14 protein-coding genes are annotated in these 13,593 nt (G+C 70.8%); 7 read left to right on the top strand and 7 right to left on the bottom strand.

Annotation, left to right across the window (positions count from 1 at the left end):
- The first annotated feature begins 13 nt into the window (after positions 1-13).
- Entirely contained in the window at positions 14-2,347 is a 2,334-nt protein-coding gene (locus ACZ7OH_RS36895; protein WP_470285096.1) for a GH92 family glycosyl hydrolase, read from the top strand.
- A gap of 63 nt (positions 2,348-2,410) precedes the next feature.
- On the opposite strand, the gene ACZ7OH_RS36900 is transcribed toward ACZ7OH_RS36895, so the two are convergent.
- On the bottom strand, positions 2,411-2,569 hold the full coding sequence (locus ACZ7OH_RS36900) for a DUF397 domain-containing protein (RefSeq protein WP_470285097.1): 159 nt from the start codon (positions 2,567-2,569) through the stop codon (positions 2,411-2,413).
- A gap of 11 nt (positions 2,570-2,580) precedes the next feature.
- Positions 2,581-3,414 carry a helix-turn-helix domain-containing protein gene (locus ACZ7OH_RS36905; RefSeq protein WP_470285098.1) on the bottom strand — a complete coding sequence of 278 codons (834 nt, stop codon included), beginning with the start codon at positions 3,412-3,414 and terminating at the stop codon, positions 2,581-2,583.
- Between the two features lie 81 nt (positions 3,415-3,495).
- Here ACZ7OH_RS36905 and ACZ7OH_RS36910 point away from each other — a divergent pair, with 81 nt between their 5' ends.
- Genes ACZ7OH_RS36910 through ACZ7OH_RS36920 form a run of 3 tightly spaced genes read left to right on the top strand, consistent with a single transcriptional unit; the run spans position 3,496 to position 4,606 of the window.
- Positions 3,496-3,690 (top strand): HC3 family zinc finger protein, encoded by a 195-nt coding sequence (locus ACZ7OH_RS36910; protein WP_470285099.1) that lies wholly within the window; start codon positions 3,496-3,498, stop codon positions 3,688-3,690.
- The gene (locus ACZ7OH_RS36915) at positions 3,684-4,100 is read left to right on the top strand and encodes a hypothetical protein (RefSeq protein ID WP_470285100.1); all 417 of its coding nucleotides are present in this window, start codon (positions 3,684-3,686) and stop codon (positions 4,098-4,100) included. The genes ACZ7OH_RS36910 and ACZ7OH_RS36915 overlap by 7 nt, the downstream gene beginning before the upstream one ends.
- A gap of 26 nt (positions 4,101-4,126) precedes the next feature.
- Positions 4,127-4,606: a DUF2127 domain-containing protein gene (locus ACZ7OH_RS36920; RefSeq protein ID WP_470285101.1), complete on the top strand. Its 480-nt coding sequence runs from the start codon at positions 4,127-4,129 to the stop codon at positions 4,604-4,606.
- On the opposite strand, the gene ACZ7OH_RS36925 is transcribed toward ACZ7OH_RS36920, so the two are convergent.
- On the bottom strand, positions 4,603-5,313 hold the full coding sequence (locus tag ACZ7OH_RS36925) for a PP2C family protein-serine/threonine phosphatase (RefSeq protein ID WP_470285102.1): 711 nt from the start codon (positions 5,311-5,313) through the stop codon (positions 4,603-4,605). The genes ACZ7OH_RS36920 and ACZ7OH_RS36925 overlap by 4 nt on opposite strands.
- A gap of 114 nt (positions 5,314-5,427) precedes the next feature.
- Here ACZ7OH_RS36925 and ACZ7OH_RS36930 point away from each other — a divergent pair, with 114 nt between their 5' ends.
- The gene (locus ACZ7OH_RS36930) at positions 5,428-6,153 is read left to right on the top strand and encodes an AfsR/SARP family transcriptional regulator (RefSeq protein ID WP_470285103.1); all 726 of its coding nucleotides are present in this window, start codon (positions 5,428-5,430) and stop codon (positions 6,151-6,153) included.
- Here ACZ7OH_RS36930 and ACZ7OH_RS36935 read toward each other — a convergent pair.
- Positions 6,132-6,896 carry a hypothetical protein gene (locus ACZ7OH_RS36935; RefSeq protein ID WP_470285104.1) on the bottom strand — a complete coding sequence of 255 codons (765 nt, stop codon included), beginning with the start codon at positions 6,894-6,896 and terminating at the stop codon, positions 6,132-6,134. The genes ACZ7OH_RS36930 and ACZ7OH_RS36935 overlap by 22 nt on opposite strands.
- A gap of 458 nt (positions 6,897-7,354) precedes the next feature.
- Between ACZ7OH_RS36935 and ACZ7OH_RS36940 the strand changes: the two genes are divergently transcribed.
- On the top strand, positions 7,355-7,912 hold the full coding sequence (locus ACZ7OH_RS36940) for a hypothetical protein (RefSeq protein WP_470285105.1): 558 nt from the start codon (positions 7,355-7,357) through the stop codon (positions 7,910-7,912).
- Positions 7,913-7,948: 36 nt separating this feature from the next.
- Here the strand turns inward: ACZ7OH_RS36940 and ACZ7OH_RS36945 are convergent, their stop codons facing one another.
- The 3 genes from ACZ7OH_RS36945 to ACZ7OH_RS36955 form a co-directional block, all read right to left on the bottom strand.
- A complete protein-coding gene (locus ACZ7OH_RS36945) occupies positions 7,949-9,787 on the bottom strand; it encodes an ArnT family glycosyltransferase (protein ID WP_470285106.1) in 1,839 nt (612 codons plus the stop codon).
- Positions 9,787-11,043: a bifunctional glycosyltransferase family 2/GtrA family protein gene (locus tag ACZ7OH_RS36950; RefSeq protein ID WP_470285107.1), complete on the bottom strand. Its 1,257-nt coding sequence runs from the start codon at positions 11,041-11,043 to the stop codon at positions 9,787-9,789. Before ACZ7OH_RS36950 ends, ACZ7OH_RS36945 begins: the two co-directional genes overlap by 1 nt.
- A 102-nt stretch (positions 11,044-11,145) precedes the next feature.
- Positions 11,146-11,712 carry a hypothetical protein gene (locus ACZ7OH_RS36955; RefSeq protein ID WP_470285108.1) on the bottom strand — a complete coding sequence of 189 codons (567 nt, stop codon included), beginning with the start codon at positions 11,710-11,712 and terminating at the stop codon, positions 11,146-11,148.
- Between the two features lie 600 nt (positions 11,713-12,312).
- Here ACZ7OH_RS36955 and ACZ7OH_RS36960 point away from each other — a divergent pair.
- The gene (locus ACZ7OH_RS36960) at positions 12,313-13,590 is read left to right on the top strand and encodes a helix-turn-helix transcriptional regulator (RefSeq protein WP_470285109.1); all 1,278 of its coding nucleotides are present in this window, start codon (positions 12,313-12,315) and stop codon (positions 13,588-13,590) included.
- Positions 13,591-13,593: the final 3 nt, after the last annotated feature.

Consider the following 13,593-nt stretch of genomic DNA (forward strand, 5'->3'; position numbering starts at 1 on the left):
GAGGACACGGACAATGAGAACGCGGACGCGCGTCCTGGCCACCCTGCTCGCCGGGGCCACCACGATGGCCCTCGCGACCCCCGCCCAAGCCGCCGGGCCGAGGTTCGCCGACGACCCCACGACCCTCGTCGACACCTCGATCGGCAACAACGGGGACGGCACCACCTTCCCGGGCGCCACCACCCCCTTCGGGATGGTGCAGCTCAGCCCGGACACCCAGCTCAAGAAGTACGCGTCCTACGACTACGCGCAGGACACCACCCTCGGCTTCAGCCACACCCACCTCTCCGGCGTCGGCTGCCAGACCATGGGCAACTTCCGGTTCATGCCGACGACCGGCGCCGTCACCAGCAGCGATCCCGCGCAGTACGGCGCCAAGTTCAGCCACGCCGACGAAACCCGCCAGCCCGGGTACTACGGCGTCAAGCTCGCCAACGGCATCGACGCCGAGCTGACCGCCACCCAGCGCACCGGCCAGCACCGCTACACGTTCCCCGCCGGTGCCACCAGCGAAAACGTCCTCATCGAGGTCGGCGAGAGCAACGGCTACACCTACGCCGGCGACGTCCACGTCGTCGGCGACGACACCGTCGAAGGCTGGCTGCAGGGCGGGAACTTCTGCTGGGAGACGCAGAAGGAACGCTACAAGGTCTTCTTCTCCGCCAAGTTCGACCGGAAGTTCACCAGTTTCGGCACGTGGACCGACAACAAGCTGACGCCGAACCAGCGTGACGCCAAGCTCGGCACCCAGCGCACCGGCGCCTGGCTCACCTTCGGCAGCGACAAGAGCCAGGTCGGCGCCTCCGTCGGCCTCTCCTACACCTCGATCGACGGCGCCCGCCTCAACCGCGGCGCCGAGCAGCCGAAGTCGTTCGACAAGGCGCGGAAAGCGGCCCACGACACCTGGGCGGACGAGCTGAACCGCATGCGCGTCGCCGGCGGGACGACCGCCGACCAGCGGACGTACTACAGCGCGCTGTACCGGTCGCTGCTGCACCCGTCCGTCGGGTCCGATGTGGACGGTTCCTACCGCGGCTTCGACGACGCCGTCCACCGCAGCCGCGACACGTACTACCAGATGTTCTCGCTGTGGGACACCTACCGCTCGCAGAACCAGCTGGTCGCGCTCCTGCACCCGGACAAGGCCGCGGACATGACCAAGTCGATCCTGAAGATCTACCAGGACGGCGGCTGGGTCCCGCGCTGGGCGCTGGCCGGCGGCGAGACGAACGTGATGAGCGGCGACCCCGTCACGCCGTGGGTCGTCGACAACTACCGTCGCGGCCTCCTCGACGACCAGACCGCGCGTCAGCTGTTCGACGCGTTGTGGCGCAACGCCAACGAAGTCCCGAAGGACCAGTCGATCTTCCGCGGCCGCGACGGCAACCCGACGTACGTGAAGAACGGCTGGATCGGCTACCAGGACCTGCCGGGTTACACCTACGGCGACACCCGCCAGGCCGGCTCGGCGACCCTCGAGTACGCCCTCGCCGACTGCGCGCTGTCCACCATGGCTTCCGGGTTGGGCTACCGGGACAAGGCGGCGACGCTGTCAGCTCGTTGCGGCAACTTCGCGAAACTGTGGGACACCAGCGTCGATTCCCACGGGTTCACCGGGTTCCCGCGCACCCGCGCGGCGGACGGCACCGGTGTGGGCGACCCGGATCCCGCCCAGTCGACCGGCTTCCACGAGGGCACGCCGTGGCAGTACCAGTGGCTCGCCCAGCAGGACACGGCGAAGCTGTTCGGCCTGATGGGCGGCCCGGCGCAGGCCGAGAAGCGGCTCGACACGTTCTTCGACATCCCGTTGCTGCTCACGGACCCGGCGAAGGCCGCCAAGGACTCGTGGGTCCACGGCGCGTACGACTACCACAACAACTTCGCCTTCAACCCGAACAACGAGCCCGACCTGCACGCGCCCTGGATGTACAGCTGGACGGGTGCGCCGTGGAAGACGTCGGCCGTGCTGCGCGCGGCGCGGACGCTCTTCACCGACACGCCGTATGGCATGCCCGGCAACGACGACCTCGGCACCATTTCGTCGTGGCTCGTCTTCGGCATGACGGGTGTGTTCGAAGCCCAGCCCGGCTCCGGGACGTACCTGCTCAGCACGCCGATGTTCGAGAAGGTCGAAATCCACCCAGCCGGCGGCCGCAAGATCGAGATCGAAGCCCCGGGCGCGAGCGCGGCGAAGCTGCAGTACACCAAGGACGTCCAGGTCGGGCACCGGCCGTACGACCGCAGCTGGATCTCGCACGCGGACCTGCTCCGCGCGGGCAAGATCCGGTTTTCCCTGAGTGGCACCCCGACGGCGTGGGGCACGAAGTCCGCCCCGCCCGCCATGTGAGTCAGTCCGTGAATGCCACATCGAGGACTCGATGTGGCATTCACGGCTGTCAGCGGCCGGACGTCAGCGAAGCCGGCGAAGCGCCGCTGACCAGGCCCGACGGGAGAGGGTGAGCTGACCGGCGGCGGGGGCTTTGCTGTCCCGCACGCCGACGGTGCGCGCGATCGCCACCTCGACGCAGTCACCTTCGTTGCCACTGTGCGAGGACTTGCGCCAGGTCATGCGGCCTCCGGCTATCGGGTCGCCTCCGCGATGAGCTCACGGGAGGCTTCTTCGCTGAGGGCAATGCCCGCCACCATCTTAGCGAGCTGGCGGTAGGCGGCGATGTGTTCTCGTTCCGAGAGGAACACGCTCCCGCTGTAGTTCTCGAGGAAGGCGATCGGGGGCAAGTCCTCGTACTCGTAGATGAGGAAGCTCCCCAGCAGGCCGGGGTGGTACCCCTGGCCCGACGGCAGGATCCGCAGCGAGACGTTCGGCAGCCGGGACATCGCCAGCAGGTGGTCGGCCTGGTCGGACATGATGTCCTCGTCGCCCACCGGCTCGCGGAACGCGGTCTCGTAGAGCACCGCGCTCAGCCGGATCGGGTCGGGCCGGGTGAGGATCTTCTGGCGGCCGAGCCGCACCGCCAGCCGCGCGTCGGCCTGCGCCAGGGTGAGGTTCGAATTGCTCAGGAGAGCGCGGGCGTAATCGGCGGTCTGCAGCAACCCCGGAATGATCCCGTGCGCCCAGTTGGTCACCGAAGTGGCGGCCCGCTCGCATTCCAGCAGGCCGCTCAATGGCTCGGGAATTTCGGGGGATCCCGTGCTGACCCAGTCCGGATCGCGTGCGGTCCTGGCCAATTCCAGCAGATGTTTCTGCTTTTCGCCACGAATCTTGAAGAAGCCGAGAATGAGGGCCACGTCCGTCACCGAAGGCAGCCTCAACCCCTTCTCCCACAGTGACAACACCTGCGGCGCGAAGCCGAGTATGCGCGCCAGCTGGCGCAATCCCACTCCGTGCGCTTCGCGTACTTCGCGCAACCCGGCGGCCAACGCGCGAGCGCGCGGCGTGGAAGAAGTCGCTTTCATGGGCCCGATAGTACGAACGCCCGTCCATCACCCCATCAGCGTGTTGGTGTGTCTACCGGATCGGACAGATTGAATGGTCCTATGTTGAGGTGGCAGCAAGCGGAGGGAAAGCGCCACGCGCTCGACGTCGCCTTCCCGCCGCGTCCCGAAGAACAGTTCACGACCCTGTGCGGGGAGGAGGTGACCGTCGCGGTGTGCGATGTGCCGCAGCTCGGCGGGAACTGGTTCGACCCGACCTGCGCCGAGTGCCGGGCCGCGTGGCTGGCGCGGTGCTGACCGACGCCGGCCGGGACGTGCGGCTGCTCGACCGCGTCCGGGACCTGCACACGTCGCTCGCCCTCGACGTCGCGTGGCTGGCTCGCACCCTCGACGAGGAGGCACCCCGGCCCGACATCCTCCGCGACCTCGGCGAACGGCTCGCCGACCTGGGCGCGGACCTGGTCGCCCGCGCCGACGAGCTGGACGCCCGGGTCCGCGCCACCCTCCCGGACCACGGCTGGCTCCCCGAAGCGGGCGCACGGCGGCGCGCACTGGCCGTCGCCCACCAGGTCGGCCCGCACCCCCTCCGGTGCGGGCCGATCTTCCTGGCCGTCTGCGGCGCGGCGTGCTTCCCGTTCTACGGAACCGACCCGACAGGCCGGACAGCGCGGCACGAACGGTGCGAAAGGTGCCTCCACGTGCGCTGACCTGCCGTTCGTGCTGAGCTGGAGGCATGTCCGAGACGAAGACGACCGCGACCGAGAAGTTTTTCCGCGTCGCGATCGCGATCAAGGGCCTCGACGGCGCGCTGCAGGTCGTCGGGGCACTGATCCTCGCGTTCATCCCCGCCTCGACCGTCAGCGGGTTCACCCACGCGGTCATCACGCGCGACCTGCTGGGCGACCCGTCCGGCACCCTCGCCCGCCACCTGCAATCGGCGACCGAGAACTTCCTGCACGGCGACACGAAGACGTTCGCCGTCGCGTACCTGCTCGCGCACGGCCTGATCAAGCTCGGCCTGGTCTGGGCACTCGCGCGCAAGGTCGTACGCGCGTACCCGGTCGCCGCGCTGGTCCTCGCGGCGTTCGTCGTCTACGAGATCTTCCGGGCGATCCACACCCACTCGATCGCGCTGCCGTTCTTCGCCGCGCTCGACGTCGTGATCATCGTCCTGATCCTGCGCGAGTACCGGCAGCTCAGGCGGGACCGCTAAGCGGCGACCGGAAATCGCACCGTCGTGATGTCGGCCTCCCAGGGTTCGACGTAGATGGCGGTCGCGTTGTCCGAGCCGCCGCGGTCCAGCGCCGCGGCGACCAGCTCGGCCGCCCCGGTGCCCGGCTGGGCCAGCACCGCGCGGATGCCGCTGGCGGCCAGGGGCTTGTGGACGCCGTCGCTGGTCAGCAGCAGGCCCGCGCTGGTGGTCTCCGCCGTGCCGATCTCCTCGGGCTTCGCCGTGCGGACGCTCGTGGTGACGACGTGCTCCATCCGCGGGGTCACCGGCTGGTGGCGGGCGCGGAAGTACTCGGCGAGCGTGTGGTCGGTGGTCAGGCGGTCGAGGGTGCTGCCGTCCCAGGCGTACGCGCGGGCGTCGCCGACCCAGGCGATGCGGTACCCGCCGGGCCCGGCCGGCATGGCGACGACGAGCACGGCGTCCCCGAGCGTCTGTTCGCGCACCGCCTGCTGCGCCGCGAGAACCGCCTCGACGGGTCCTTTGTGGACCGGCGTGCGGGCGGCGGCCGCGGCGGCAATCCGGGCGGCCCGCGCGGCGGCGGGATCATCCCCGACACCGTCGGCGAGGGCGAACACGACGCCGGGTCGCCCGGCGGCGGCGTAGGCGCCGACGGCATCGGCGTTGAGTGAGCGCGGCCCCTGGGCGCTCGCGGTGTGCCAGCGCGGGTAACCCGGACGTGTCGTGATCATCGCGGCCTCCTCATCCCCTCTGCCATCCATGATCCGCGCCGAAGCTGTGGGCCGTCTGAGACTTTCCTGTGCCGGTGGTGTCGATCCGCGTACCGTGGGAACGGGGTGGGGGACATGGAGTTCCGGATTCTCGGGCCGCTGTCGGTGAGTCGCGCGGACGGCCGTCCGGCCGCGCTCGGCGGCCGCAAACCGCGGACACTGCTGGCCGCGCTGCTGCTGGCGCGCGGGCGGGTCGTGCCCGACGAGCGGCTGATTTCGCTGCTGTGGGAGGACAACCGGCCCTCGACGGTCGACGCGCAGCTGTGCACGTACGTCTCCCGTCTGCGCAAGGGCCTCGGCCGGCCCGCGGGGCTCGTCCGAAGCGGTGGCGGGTACCTGCTGGCGCCCGGCGGGGTGGTCGACGCCGACGAGTTCGAGCGGCTCGCTGCCGTGGGGCACTACGAACTGCGCGCGGGCCGCGCCACCCGGGCGGCGCGCTTGTTCGGCGTCGCGCTGGACCTGTGGCGCGGCCCGGTGCTCGCCGACGTCGCCGAACCGCTCCGCGCGGGGGAGTCGGCGCGGTTCGAGGAGCTGCGGCTGGCCGTGCTGGAGGGCCGCATCGAGGCGGAAGTGGCGGCGGGTGACCACGTGCGCGCGGTGTCGGACGCCACCGGCCTCGTCCTGGAACACCCGCTGCGGGAACACGCGCGGGCGCTGCTGATGGCGGCGCTGTGCGCGAGCGGACGGCAGGCGGACGCGGTGGCGGAGTACCACCGGGGCCGGCGGATCCTCGCCGAGCGGCTGGGGATCGCGCCGGGCCCGGTGCTGCGGGCGGCGTATCAGCGGGTGCTGTCCGGGTAGGGCGTCGCGCGGAAGTCGCGGTCGAGCTCGGCGGGCGACCGCGGCAGCCAGTACCGCGCGAGCGCGCGCACCTGTTCGCGCGGCAGGCCCGGGTTGACGTGCCGGTGGTCGGGCCGCGCGATCGACTGCAGCGCCCACGCGAACCCGAGCACCGGGTCGATCCGCGCCCACCGGTGCCGGTCGATGCCCAGCAGCATCTGCGCGCGCTGGATGCAGTGCCAGAAGTGGTAGCCCGACGGCGGATTCCCGTCCATGGTGTGCACTTCGGACTCGACGGCGGCGCGCCGCGGGTCGAACAGGATCCCTTGCCCGAAAGCGCTGAACGCTCTGATGAGGCCCTCTTCGTCGCCGCGGTAGAAGCGGTCGAAGTTGCCGAGCTGCAGTGTCGAGAGCGTTCTCAGCTGCGGCTCGAGGGGCTTGACGAACTCGGCGTAGTTCGTCGGGTAGCCCGGTTCCAGGCCGAGGGCCCGCCACTTCGCGGGCAGGCCGCCCGGGGCGTTCTGCTGGATGAACGGGAAGAGGACGGCGTAGGCGTCCCGGACCTCCTGGGCCGGGTGGTACAGCGCGATTTCGTCGAGCTGGTACCAGAGTTCGTTGGCCTTCCGGTCGCCGAGCATGCCGGGCACGGGCGGCAGGCTTGTGGCTTCGGCTGCGTCGGCGGTACCGCTGAGCAGGCCGGTACCCGCGACCGCGACGGCCGCCCCCGCACCGAGTTTGAGCAGGCCGCGTCGATCGAGCGTCATGGATTCACCCCCGTCGGCGGCCCCCTGCCACCGTCGCCGCCACGGTACGGAACGTTTCTATACTTTCTCTGTACGCTCGTCCCCGTGGACGATCACCGCGCGGTGATGTGTTCGTTCGCTGCGGCGGAGACTTCCGAGGCGCCGAGGTCACGCGATGCTCCGCGACTCGGTGATCGCGTACTCGGCCGGAACTCCGCCGAATGCGGCAGGACGACATCGCGCTCGAGGTGAGCCGTCGCAAAGCATCTCGGGGGGGTGCGGAACCGCGGCACCGAGGTCGTTCCCGCGTCGCCACCCACGCATGCGGACCGCTTCACACGCACCGCCGGTGGGTGGCGATTCACCGAGCGCCGGGCCGCGGTCGACCTCGTCGGCAACGTCGGCCACCACCTGCGGCCCCGGCCGTAACGTGCCGCTGACCTGCGACGATTTCGGTTAAACGACCGAAGGAGCCGACCATGGTCGCAGCGTCGTACGACTCCCGTCCGCTGATGGTGTTCGGCCTGCGCTTCCCCGCCGGCATGGTGGACGAAGGCGACCTGCTCGCCGCCGTCGAACTGCAAGCTCAGCTCGGCGCCGCCGTGCGGCTCGTCGAAGCCGGCGCGGTCACCGACAACCAGCTCTGCGACGACCTCATCCTCATCGGCGGCAATTCCCTCACCGGAAAGGTTCTCGAGCGCCTGGACGGCGTGCTCTCGCTCGGGTTCGCCGAGGACGGCTCCTCCGTCTACGACCGCAAGTCCGGCTTCGCGGCTTCACCCCGCTTCGACGACGCCGGAGAGCCGCGCGTCGACTACGGTCTGGTCATCCGCGCCGCGAACCCCTTCGCGCCGGAAACCTCGGAGGTCGTGGTCGTCGCCGGGTGCGGCGGCTACGGCACCGCCGCCGCGGCCGAGGCGTTCGACGAGGCCGAAGCCCTCGGCGGGTACCGGCACTTCGAGGCACTCGTCGAGACGACCGTCTTCCGCGGCTCCCACCGCGACACGTTCGTCCGCGAAGCCCGCGGGATCGCGTGAAACGCCCGGGCTCCCGCTGGGAAGCCCGGGCGTTCGTCACTTCTGCAGGTCGTAGACCGTCTGGCCGTCGACCGTGGTGGCGGTGAAGTTCGCCGTCACCCACGCGGTGATCTCCGACGAGCCGCCACCCGGGCCGCCGCCACGGCCGCCCTCGATGTAGTACTTGATCTGACCGGCCGCGACGTACGCCTTGAACTCGTCCAGCGTCGGGGCCGGATCGGAGCCGCTCCAGCCGCCGATGCCGATCACCGCCTTGCCGCTGGCCAGTTCCAGCGACGCCGCGCTCTGCGAACCGGTCGCCGCCGCGGCCCACTTCGTCGTCGTCTTCGCCAGCAGTTCGCCGACCGCGCTCGAGGACGATTCGTCGCCGAAGCCGCCACCCATCGCGCTCGACGTCGGTCCCGAGGTCGGGATCGAGCCGCTGTGCGCGATCGACGCCGTCTCGACGCCGTAGGCCGCCGTCGACACGCCCAGGGTCAGGACCACCGCCGTCGCCACGACCGCGGCCGCCTTCCGGACGGTCGGCACGCCCATCACCAGCACCGTCCCGGCGAGGACGCCGAGCACCGCGACGACCCAGCGCAGCGCCGGAAACCAGTCCGGCGTCCGGTCGAGCAGGATGAACGACCACACCGCCGTCGCGACGACCATCCCGGCCAGCGTCGCCCGCGGGCCCAGGTTGGCCCGGCCCTGCCACAGCGCGCGGCCCGAAATCGCGACCAGTGCGGCGATCGCCGGGGCGAGCGCGACCGAGTAGTACGGGTGCACGATGCCGCTCATGTAGCTGAACACCAGCGCCGTGACGACCAGCCAGCCGCCCCACAGCACCAGGCCCAGGCGCGTCCGGTCGGTGCGCGGCGCGCGACGGGTGAACCACAGCCCGGCGACCAGCCCGATCAGCGCGGCCGGCAGCAGCCACGAGATCTCCGTGCCGAAGCTCGACCCGAACATCCGGAACAGCCCGGAAGCGCCGCCGAAGCCGGTGTTCCCGCCCATGCCGCCCCCACCGCCCGGGCCACCGCCGTCGCCGCCGCCGAAGATGCGCGACAACCCGTTGTAGCCCAACGCGAGTTCGAGCAGACTGTCCCCTTCGGACCCGCCGATGTACGGCCGCGACGCCGTCGGCCAGAGGTCGACCAGCGCGATGTACCAGCCCGCGGAGACGACCAGTGCGACGACCGCGCCGCCGAGGTGCAGCAGCCGCTTGCCGAGCGACGTCGGCGCCGCGATCAGGTAGACCAGCCCGAACGCCGGCAGCACGAGGAACGCCTGCATCATCTTCGTCAGGAAGCCGAACCCGATCGCGACACCGGCCAGCGCGAGCCACTTGGGGCTGGCTTTTTCCGTTGCGCGCACGACGAAGTAGGCGCCGGCGACCATCAGCAGCACGAGCAGCGCGTCCGGGTTGTTGAACCGGAACATCAGCGCCGCGACCGGCGTCAAGGCCAGCATCGCACCGGCCATGAGCCCGGCGATCGGGCCGGAAGTCCGTTTCACCGTCAGGTACAGGATCCCGACGGACGCGACGCCCATCAGCGCCTGCGGGGCGAGCACGGTGAAGCTGGAGAAGCCGAAGATCCGCGCGAAGGCCGTGGCGACCCACAGCGCCGCGGGCGGCTTGTCGACGGTCAGGACGTTGCCCGAGTCGAGCGACCCGAACAGCCACGCCTTCCAGTCCTGCGTCCCGGACTGCACGGCGGCGGCGTAGAAGCTGTTGCCGTAGCCGGAGGCGGTGAGGTTCCAGAAGTAGAGCACGGCGGTCGCGGCCAGCAGCCCGAACACCGACGGGCGGACCCAGCGCGGCGGCGCGTGCGCCCCGGATTCCTTGCGGTGACGCGGTTCCTGCGTCACGGCGTCGGACAGGACGGCGGTCATCAGAACTCCTTCTGGGTAGCGGCCTGGCGGCGCGGGTTGAAGACCCAGCCGCGCAGGAGCAGGAACCGGAGCACCGTCGCGGCGAGGTTCGCCAGCACGAGCACGGTGATCTCCAGGACCAGGCCGGGGGTGGTGGAACCGTTGAGCAGGGCCAGCGACCCGCTCGTCAAGGCGAGGCCGAGACCGAAGACGATCAGCCCTTCGAACTGGTGGCGCCCGGCGCCGGAGCGACCGCGGATGCCGAACGTGAGCCGCCGGTTCAGCGCGGTGTTGCCGATCGCGGTCACCAGCAGCGAGATGAAGTTCGCCGCCTGCGCGCCGACGGCCGTCCGCAGCAGCAGGAACAGGACGAGGTAGGCGAGCGTGCTGCTGACGCCGATGGCGGCGAACCGCACGAGCTGCGTCACCAGCCGCGGCGGCACGCCGGGGGCCTCGACGCCGATGGGCTGCCGGCCGAGCTGCTCGCGCAGCCTGCTGATCGGGATCTCGCCGGTGAAGGTGGCCTTCGTGACGCGGGCGATGCCCTTGAGGTCGGCGGTGGCGGTCTTCACGATGTTGACCGACGAGTTGGGGTCGTCGACCCAGTCGACGGGCACCTCGTGGATCCGCAGCCCGGCGCGTTGCGCGAGGACGAGCAGCTCGGTGTCGAAGAACCAGCCGGTGTCCTCGACGTGGGGGAGCAGCTCGCGCGCGACGTCGGCGCGGATGGCCTTGAAGCCGCACTGCGCGTCGCTGAACTTCGCGGCGAGTGTCGACTTGAGGATGAGGTTGTAGGCGCGGGAGATGAACTCGCGCTTCGGCCCCCGCACGACTCGCGCCCCCCGGGCGAGCCTGCTGCCGATGGCGAGATCGGAGTGCCCGGAAAGAAGCGGAGCGACGAGCGGCCCGAGCGCGGCGAGATCGGTCGAGAGGTCGACGTCCATGTAGGCGAGAACGGCGGCGTCCGAGGCGCGCCAGACGGCGTTGAGCGCGCGGCCGCGGCCCTTCTCGTCGAGGTGGTGGACGGCGACCTCGGGGAACTCCCGGGACAGTCTTTCCGCCACCCGCAGCGTGGAGTCGGTGCTCGCGTTGTCGGCGATGGTGATCCGGTAGGGGTAGGAGACGTGGTCGGCCAGGTGCGCGTGCAGCCGGCGGATGCACGGTTCGAGGTCGGTCTCTTCGTTGTAGACCGGGATGACGACGTCGAGGACGGGCTGCGGACCGGCCAGATCGACCGGGACGGTCCCGGGCCTTGCTGCGGAGGCGGTGGCTGTCATGGGTACTACGGTCGCGGGCCCCGCTTTGGTGATCGTGTGATCGCCCTGTGCGGTTGCTGTGCGCCGCGCCCGGCGTCCACGTCCTGGACGCCGGGCGCCGGCTCAGCTGTGCGCCCGCAGCGGGACGACCTCGCCCGGCGGCACCGTGCGGCCGGGCTCGCGCCGGGCCGCCTTCGCGCAGATCGTCAACGTCACCAGCGCTCCGTACTTCGGATGCCGGTCCACGTAGATCTCCGTCGCGAAGCACGCGTCCGCCAGGACCTCGCGCCGCGAGTGGATCTGGTCGAAGCCGATGCCCGCCGGGCAGAACAGCGACACCGCGACGTCGCCGTCGACCGGGCGGGTCCACAGGATCGCCGGGCGGCGGCCGTCGACCGTGCAGATCCGCGCGCTCGCGAACGCCGTGCGCAGGCGGTGCTGGACCACGATCGCGCGCAGCCGGCCTCGCAGGTGCCGGCGGGCCGCGCGCCAGTAGAAGACCCAGTTGAACGCCGCCACCAGGGCGACCAGCGACCAGACCGGGCCCAGCCACAAGACCAGGTTGACCAGCGCGTACGGCAGGACCGTGACGGCGAGGAGCTCGTAACGCCAGTGGTAGAGCCACAGCAGCGGGTTGGGCCGCTTGACGGGGGCCAGCTGCCGGGCCAGTTCGGGAAGTTCGTGGTTCATGACCGTGCTCCTTCGCAGCCGTCGGCGACCGGGACGGCGGTCGCGGGTGCCCGGCGGACGACTCCGGTTCCGGCGCAACCCGGGCAAGCCGTGCCGTCGGAGGGGCTGAGTCCGTGGCCGCCGCACGAAGCGCAGGCGTGCACGGTGTCCCAGCGGGGATCGCGGTAGACGCGGGTGCCTCGGGCGCCGCGCCGGACCTCCCAGCCACGCGCGGTCGCGCGGGCGTCTTCGTCGGCGGCGAACAGCCACTCGCCGAGGCGGAGCAGCAGCCGATCGAACCAACCACGTTGGCGGGACGTAGGTAGGTTGTGGTCTTGCATGGTGACACCCCCGGGAAATACGCACGGACGCGGACAGGCAGCCCGGTAAGGGCGCCCACGGGCGGCTCGGGGAGGCCGCCGGGCACTTTCCGTAGTGCCCCAGCTGCGCGTGGTCGCGTTGCACTACGACAACTAGGGGGTCCGCGAGCTGGGGTTCCAACCCGTTCGGGCGAGTCGACCCCAGTCCGCACCAACAAAGAGTTCCCGATGGGATAAGGTGCGCTCTGTGTCCACATATTGTCACCTCCCCTACGTTTGCCTACCTGGGTAGGTAAGGTAGATGTCGAGTGCTTACCTACATTCTACGGCCGCGCGGCGGCCGTTAGGTAGTGATGATGTGGTAACAACCGAGCACGTCGGCGCCGAGCTGCGCCGGCTGCGCAAGGCGGCGCGGCAGACCCAGGCGGACGTGGCCCGGATCGTGGGCGTGGCCCGCCCGAACCTGACCCAGTGGGAGGCGGGGCGGTACCTGCCCTCGGCGGAGAACGCCCGGCTGCTCGACGATCACTTCCGGGCGGGAAATTCCCTGGTCGACCTGGTCGAAGCGGCCCGCTCACCGGCCCCGGCGGCCGCCGGGGCGCTGACCACGGCTGGCTCCCTTCTCGAGGTCTTCCGCCGCGCCGGCACCAGCCTCGCCGACGAGCTGATCCGCGACGCGAACGGCCGCGCCGTCGGCTGGCGGCACAACCTCCAGAAGCGGGGCGCGCACACGACGCTCGCCACCGCCTACGGGATCTCGGCGATGGTCGTGGTAGGCGAGCCCTACATCGACCTACATGCGGTCGTCGAGGACCTCTACGCGAAACGTTCCGACTTCGGCTGGCAGGGCCGGTCGGAAGGCCGCCGGCCCGAGGTCACGGCCGCGGTCGTGGGCGCCCTGTTTCAGGCCAGCACCATCCTCACCGCCGAGGACGGGCTGACCTACCTCGAACGCTCACTCGACGACCGCACCCGGACGCGGCCGTTCCTGCTCTCTTCCGCGTTGCGCACTTCGGTCCGGCTCGGGCCGGACGCCCCGCTCACCCGCCGCCTGACCGACGACCTCCTCGCGGCTCGCCTCGACTTCGACGGCGTCCCGCTGTGGGGCGAGAAGAAGGAGGAGGGGCTGGTCTCGCCGGAACCGTCCACCGCGCACACGGCACGGGCGGTGGTGGCGCTGCGCGAACTGCTGCGCTCCGGACAGGGCAGCGACGAAGTCTCCGACGCCGTCGAAACCGGCACCCGCTGGCTCGTCGAGCGGGTCCACCCCGACGACGGCGTCTCCGAAGACCTCGCTCTGCCGCAGCCGCAAGGCCGGCCGGACGTGCGAGTCACGATCAAGCACTTCACTTCCGCCTGGGTTCTCCAGGCTCTGGCCGAGGCGCCACAAGTGCCGGTGGCCAGGCTGAGCCGCGCGTTGAACTCGTTGTGGGAACGCTACGAACCGTCGCGCGGTCTGTGGGCTTGGGGCAGTGGCGATCTCCCGATCTGGATGACGCTCGACGCCGTGACGGCTCTGCGCGCCGTCGCACTGGCGTTCCCGGCTCCGCAGTTCCTACCTCCGCCAGCCGCAGAATAGAGA

This window comes from Amycolatopsis sp. NPDC114478 (genome assembly GCF_055633805.1).

Excerpts from the sequence above, each read along its gene's own strand:
- ACZ7OH_RS36895 (WP_470285096.1), top strand. The coding sequence starts at position 14 with ATGAGAACGCGGACGCGCGTCCTGGCCACCCTGCTCGCCGGGGCCACC.
- ACZ7OH_RS36900 (WP_470285097.1), bottom strand. The coding sequence starts at position 2,569 with ATGACCTGGCGCAAGTCCTCGCACAGTGGCAACGAAGGTGACTGCGTC.
- ACZ7OH_RS36905 (WP_470285098.1), bottom strand. The coding sequence starts at position 3,414 with ATGAAAGCGACTTCTTCCACGCCGCGCGCTCGCGCGTTGGCCGCCGGG.
- ACZ7OH_RS36910 (WP_470285099.1), top strand. The coding sequence starts at position 3,496 with ATGTTGAGGTGGCAGCAAGCGGAGGGAAAGCGCCACGCGCTCGACGTC.
- ACZ7OH_RS36920 (WP_470285101.1), top strand. The coding sequence starts at position 4,127 with ATGTCCGAGACGAAGACGACCGCGACCGAGAAGTTTTTCCGCGTCGCG.
- ACZ7OH_RS36925 (WP_470285102.1), bottom strand. The coding sequence starts at position 5,313 with ATGATCACGACACGTCCGGGTTACCCGCGCTGGCACACCGCGAGCGCC.
- ACZ7OH_RS36930 (WP_470285103.1), top strand. The coding sequence starts at position 5,428 with ATGGAGTTCCGGATTCTCGGGCCGCTGTCGGTGAGTCGCGCGGACGGC.
- ACZ7OH_RS36935 (WP_470285104.1), bottom strand. The coding sequence starts at position 6,896 with ATGACGCTCGATCGACGCGGCCTGCTCAAACTCGGTGCGGGGGCGGCC.
- ACZ7OH_RS36940 (WP_470285105.1), top strand. The coding sequence starts at position 7,355 with ATGGTCGCAGCGTCGTACGACTCCCGTCCGCTGATGGTGTTCGGCCTG.
- ACZ7OH_RS36945 (WP_470285106.1), bottom strand. The coding sequence starts at position 9,787 with ATGACCGCCGTCCTGTCCGACGCCGTGACGCAGGAACCGCGTCACCGC.
- ACZ7OH_RS36950 (WP_470285107.1), bottom strand. The coding sequence starts at position 11,043 with ATGACAGCCACCGCCTCCGCAGCAAGGCCCGGGACCGTCCCGGTCGAT.
- ACZ7OH_RS36955 (WP_470285108.1), bottom strand. The coding sequence starts at position 11,712 with ATGAACCACGAACTTCCCGAACTGGCCCGGCAGCTGGCCCCCGTCAAG.
- ACZ7OH_RS36960 (WP_470285109.1), top strand. The coding sequence starts at position 12,313 with ATGTCGAGTGCTTACCTACATTCTACGGCCGCGCGGCGGCCGTTAGGT.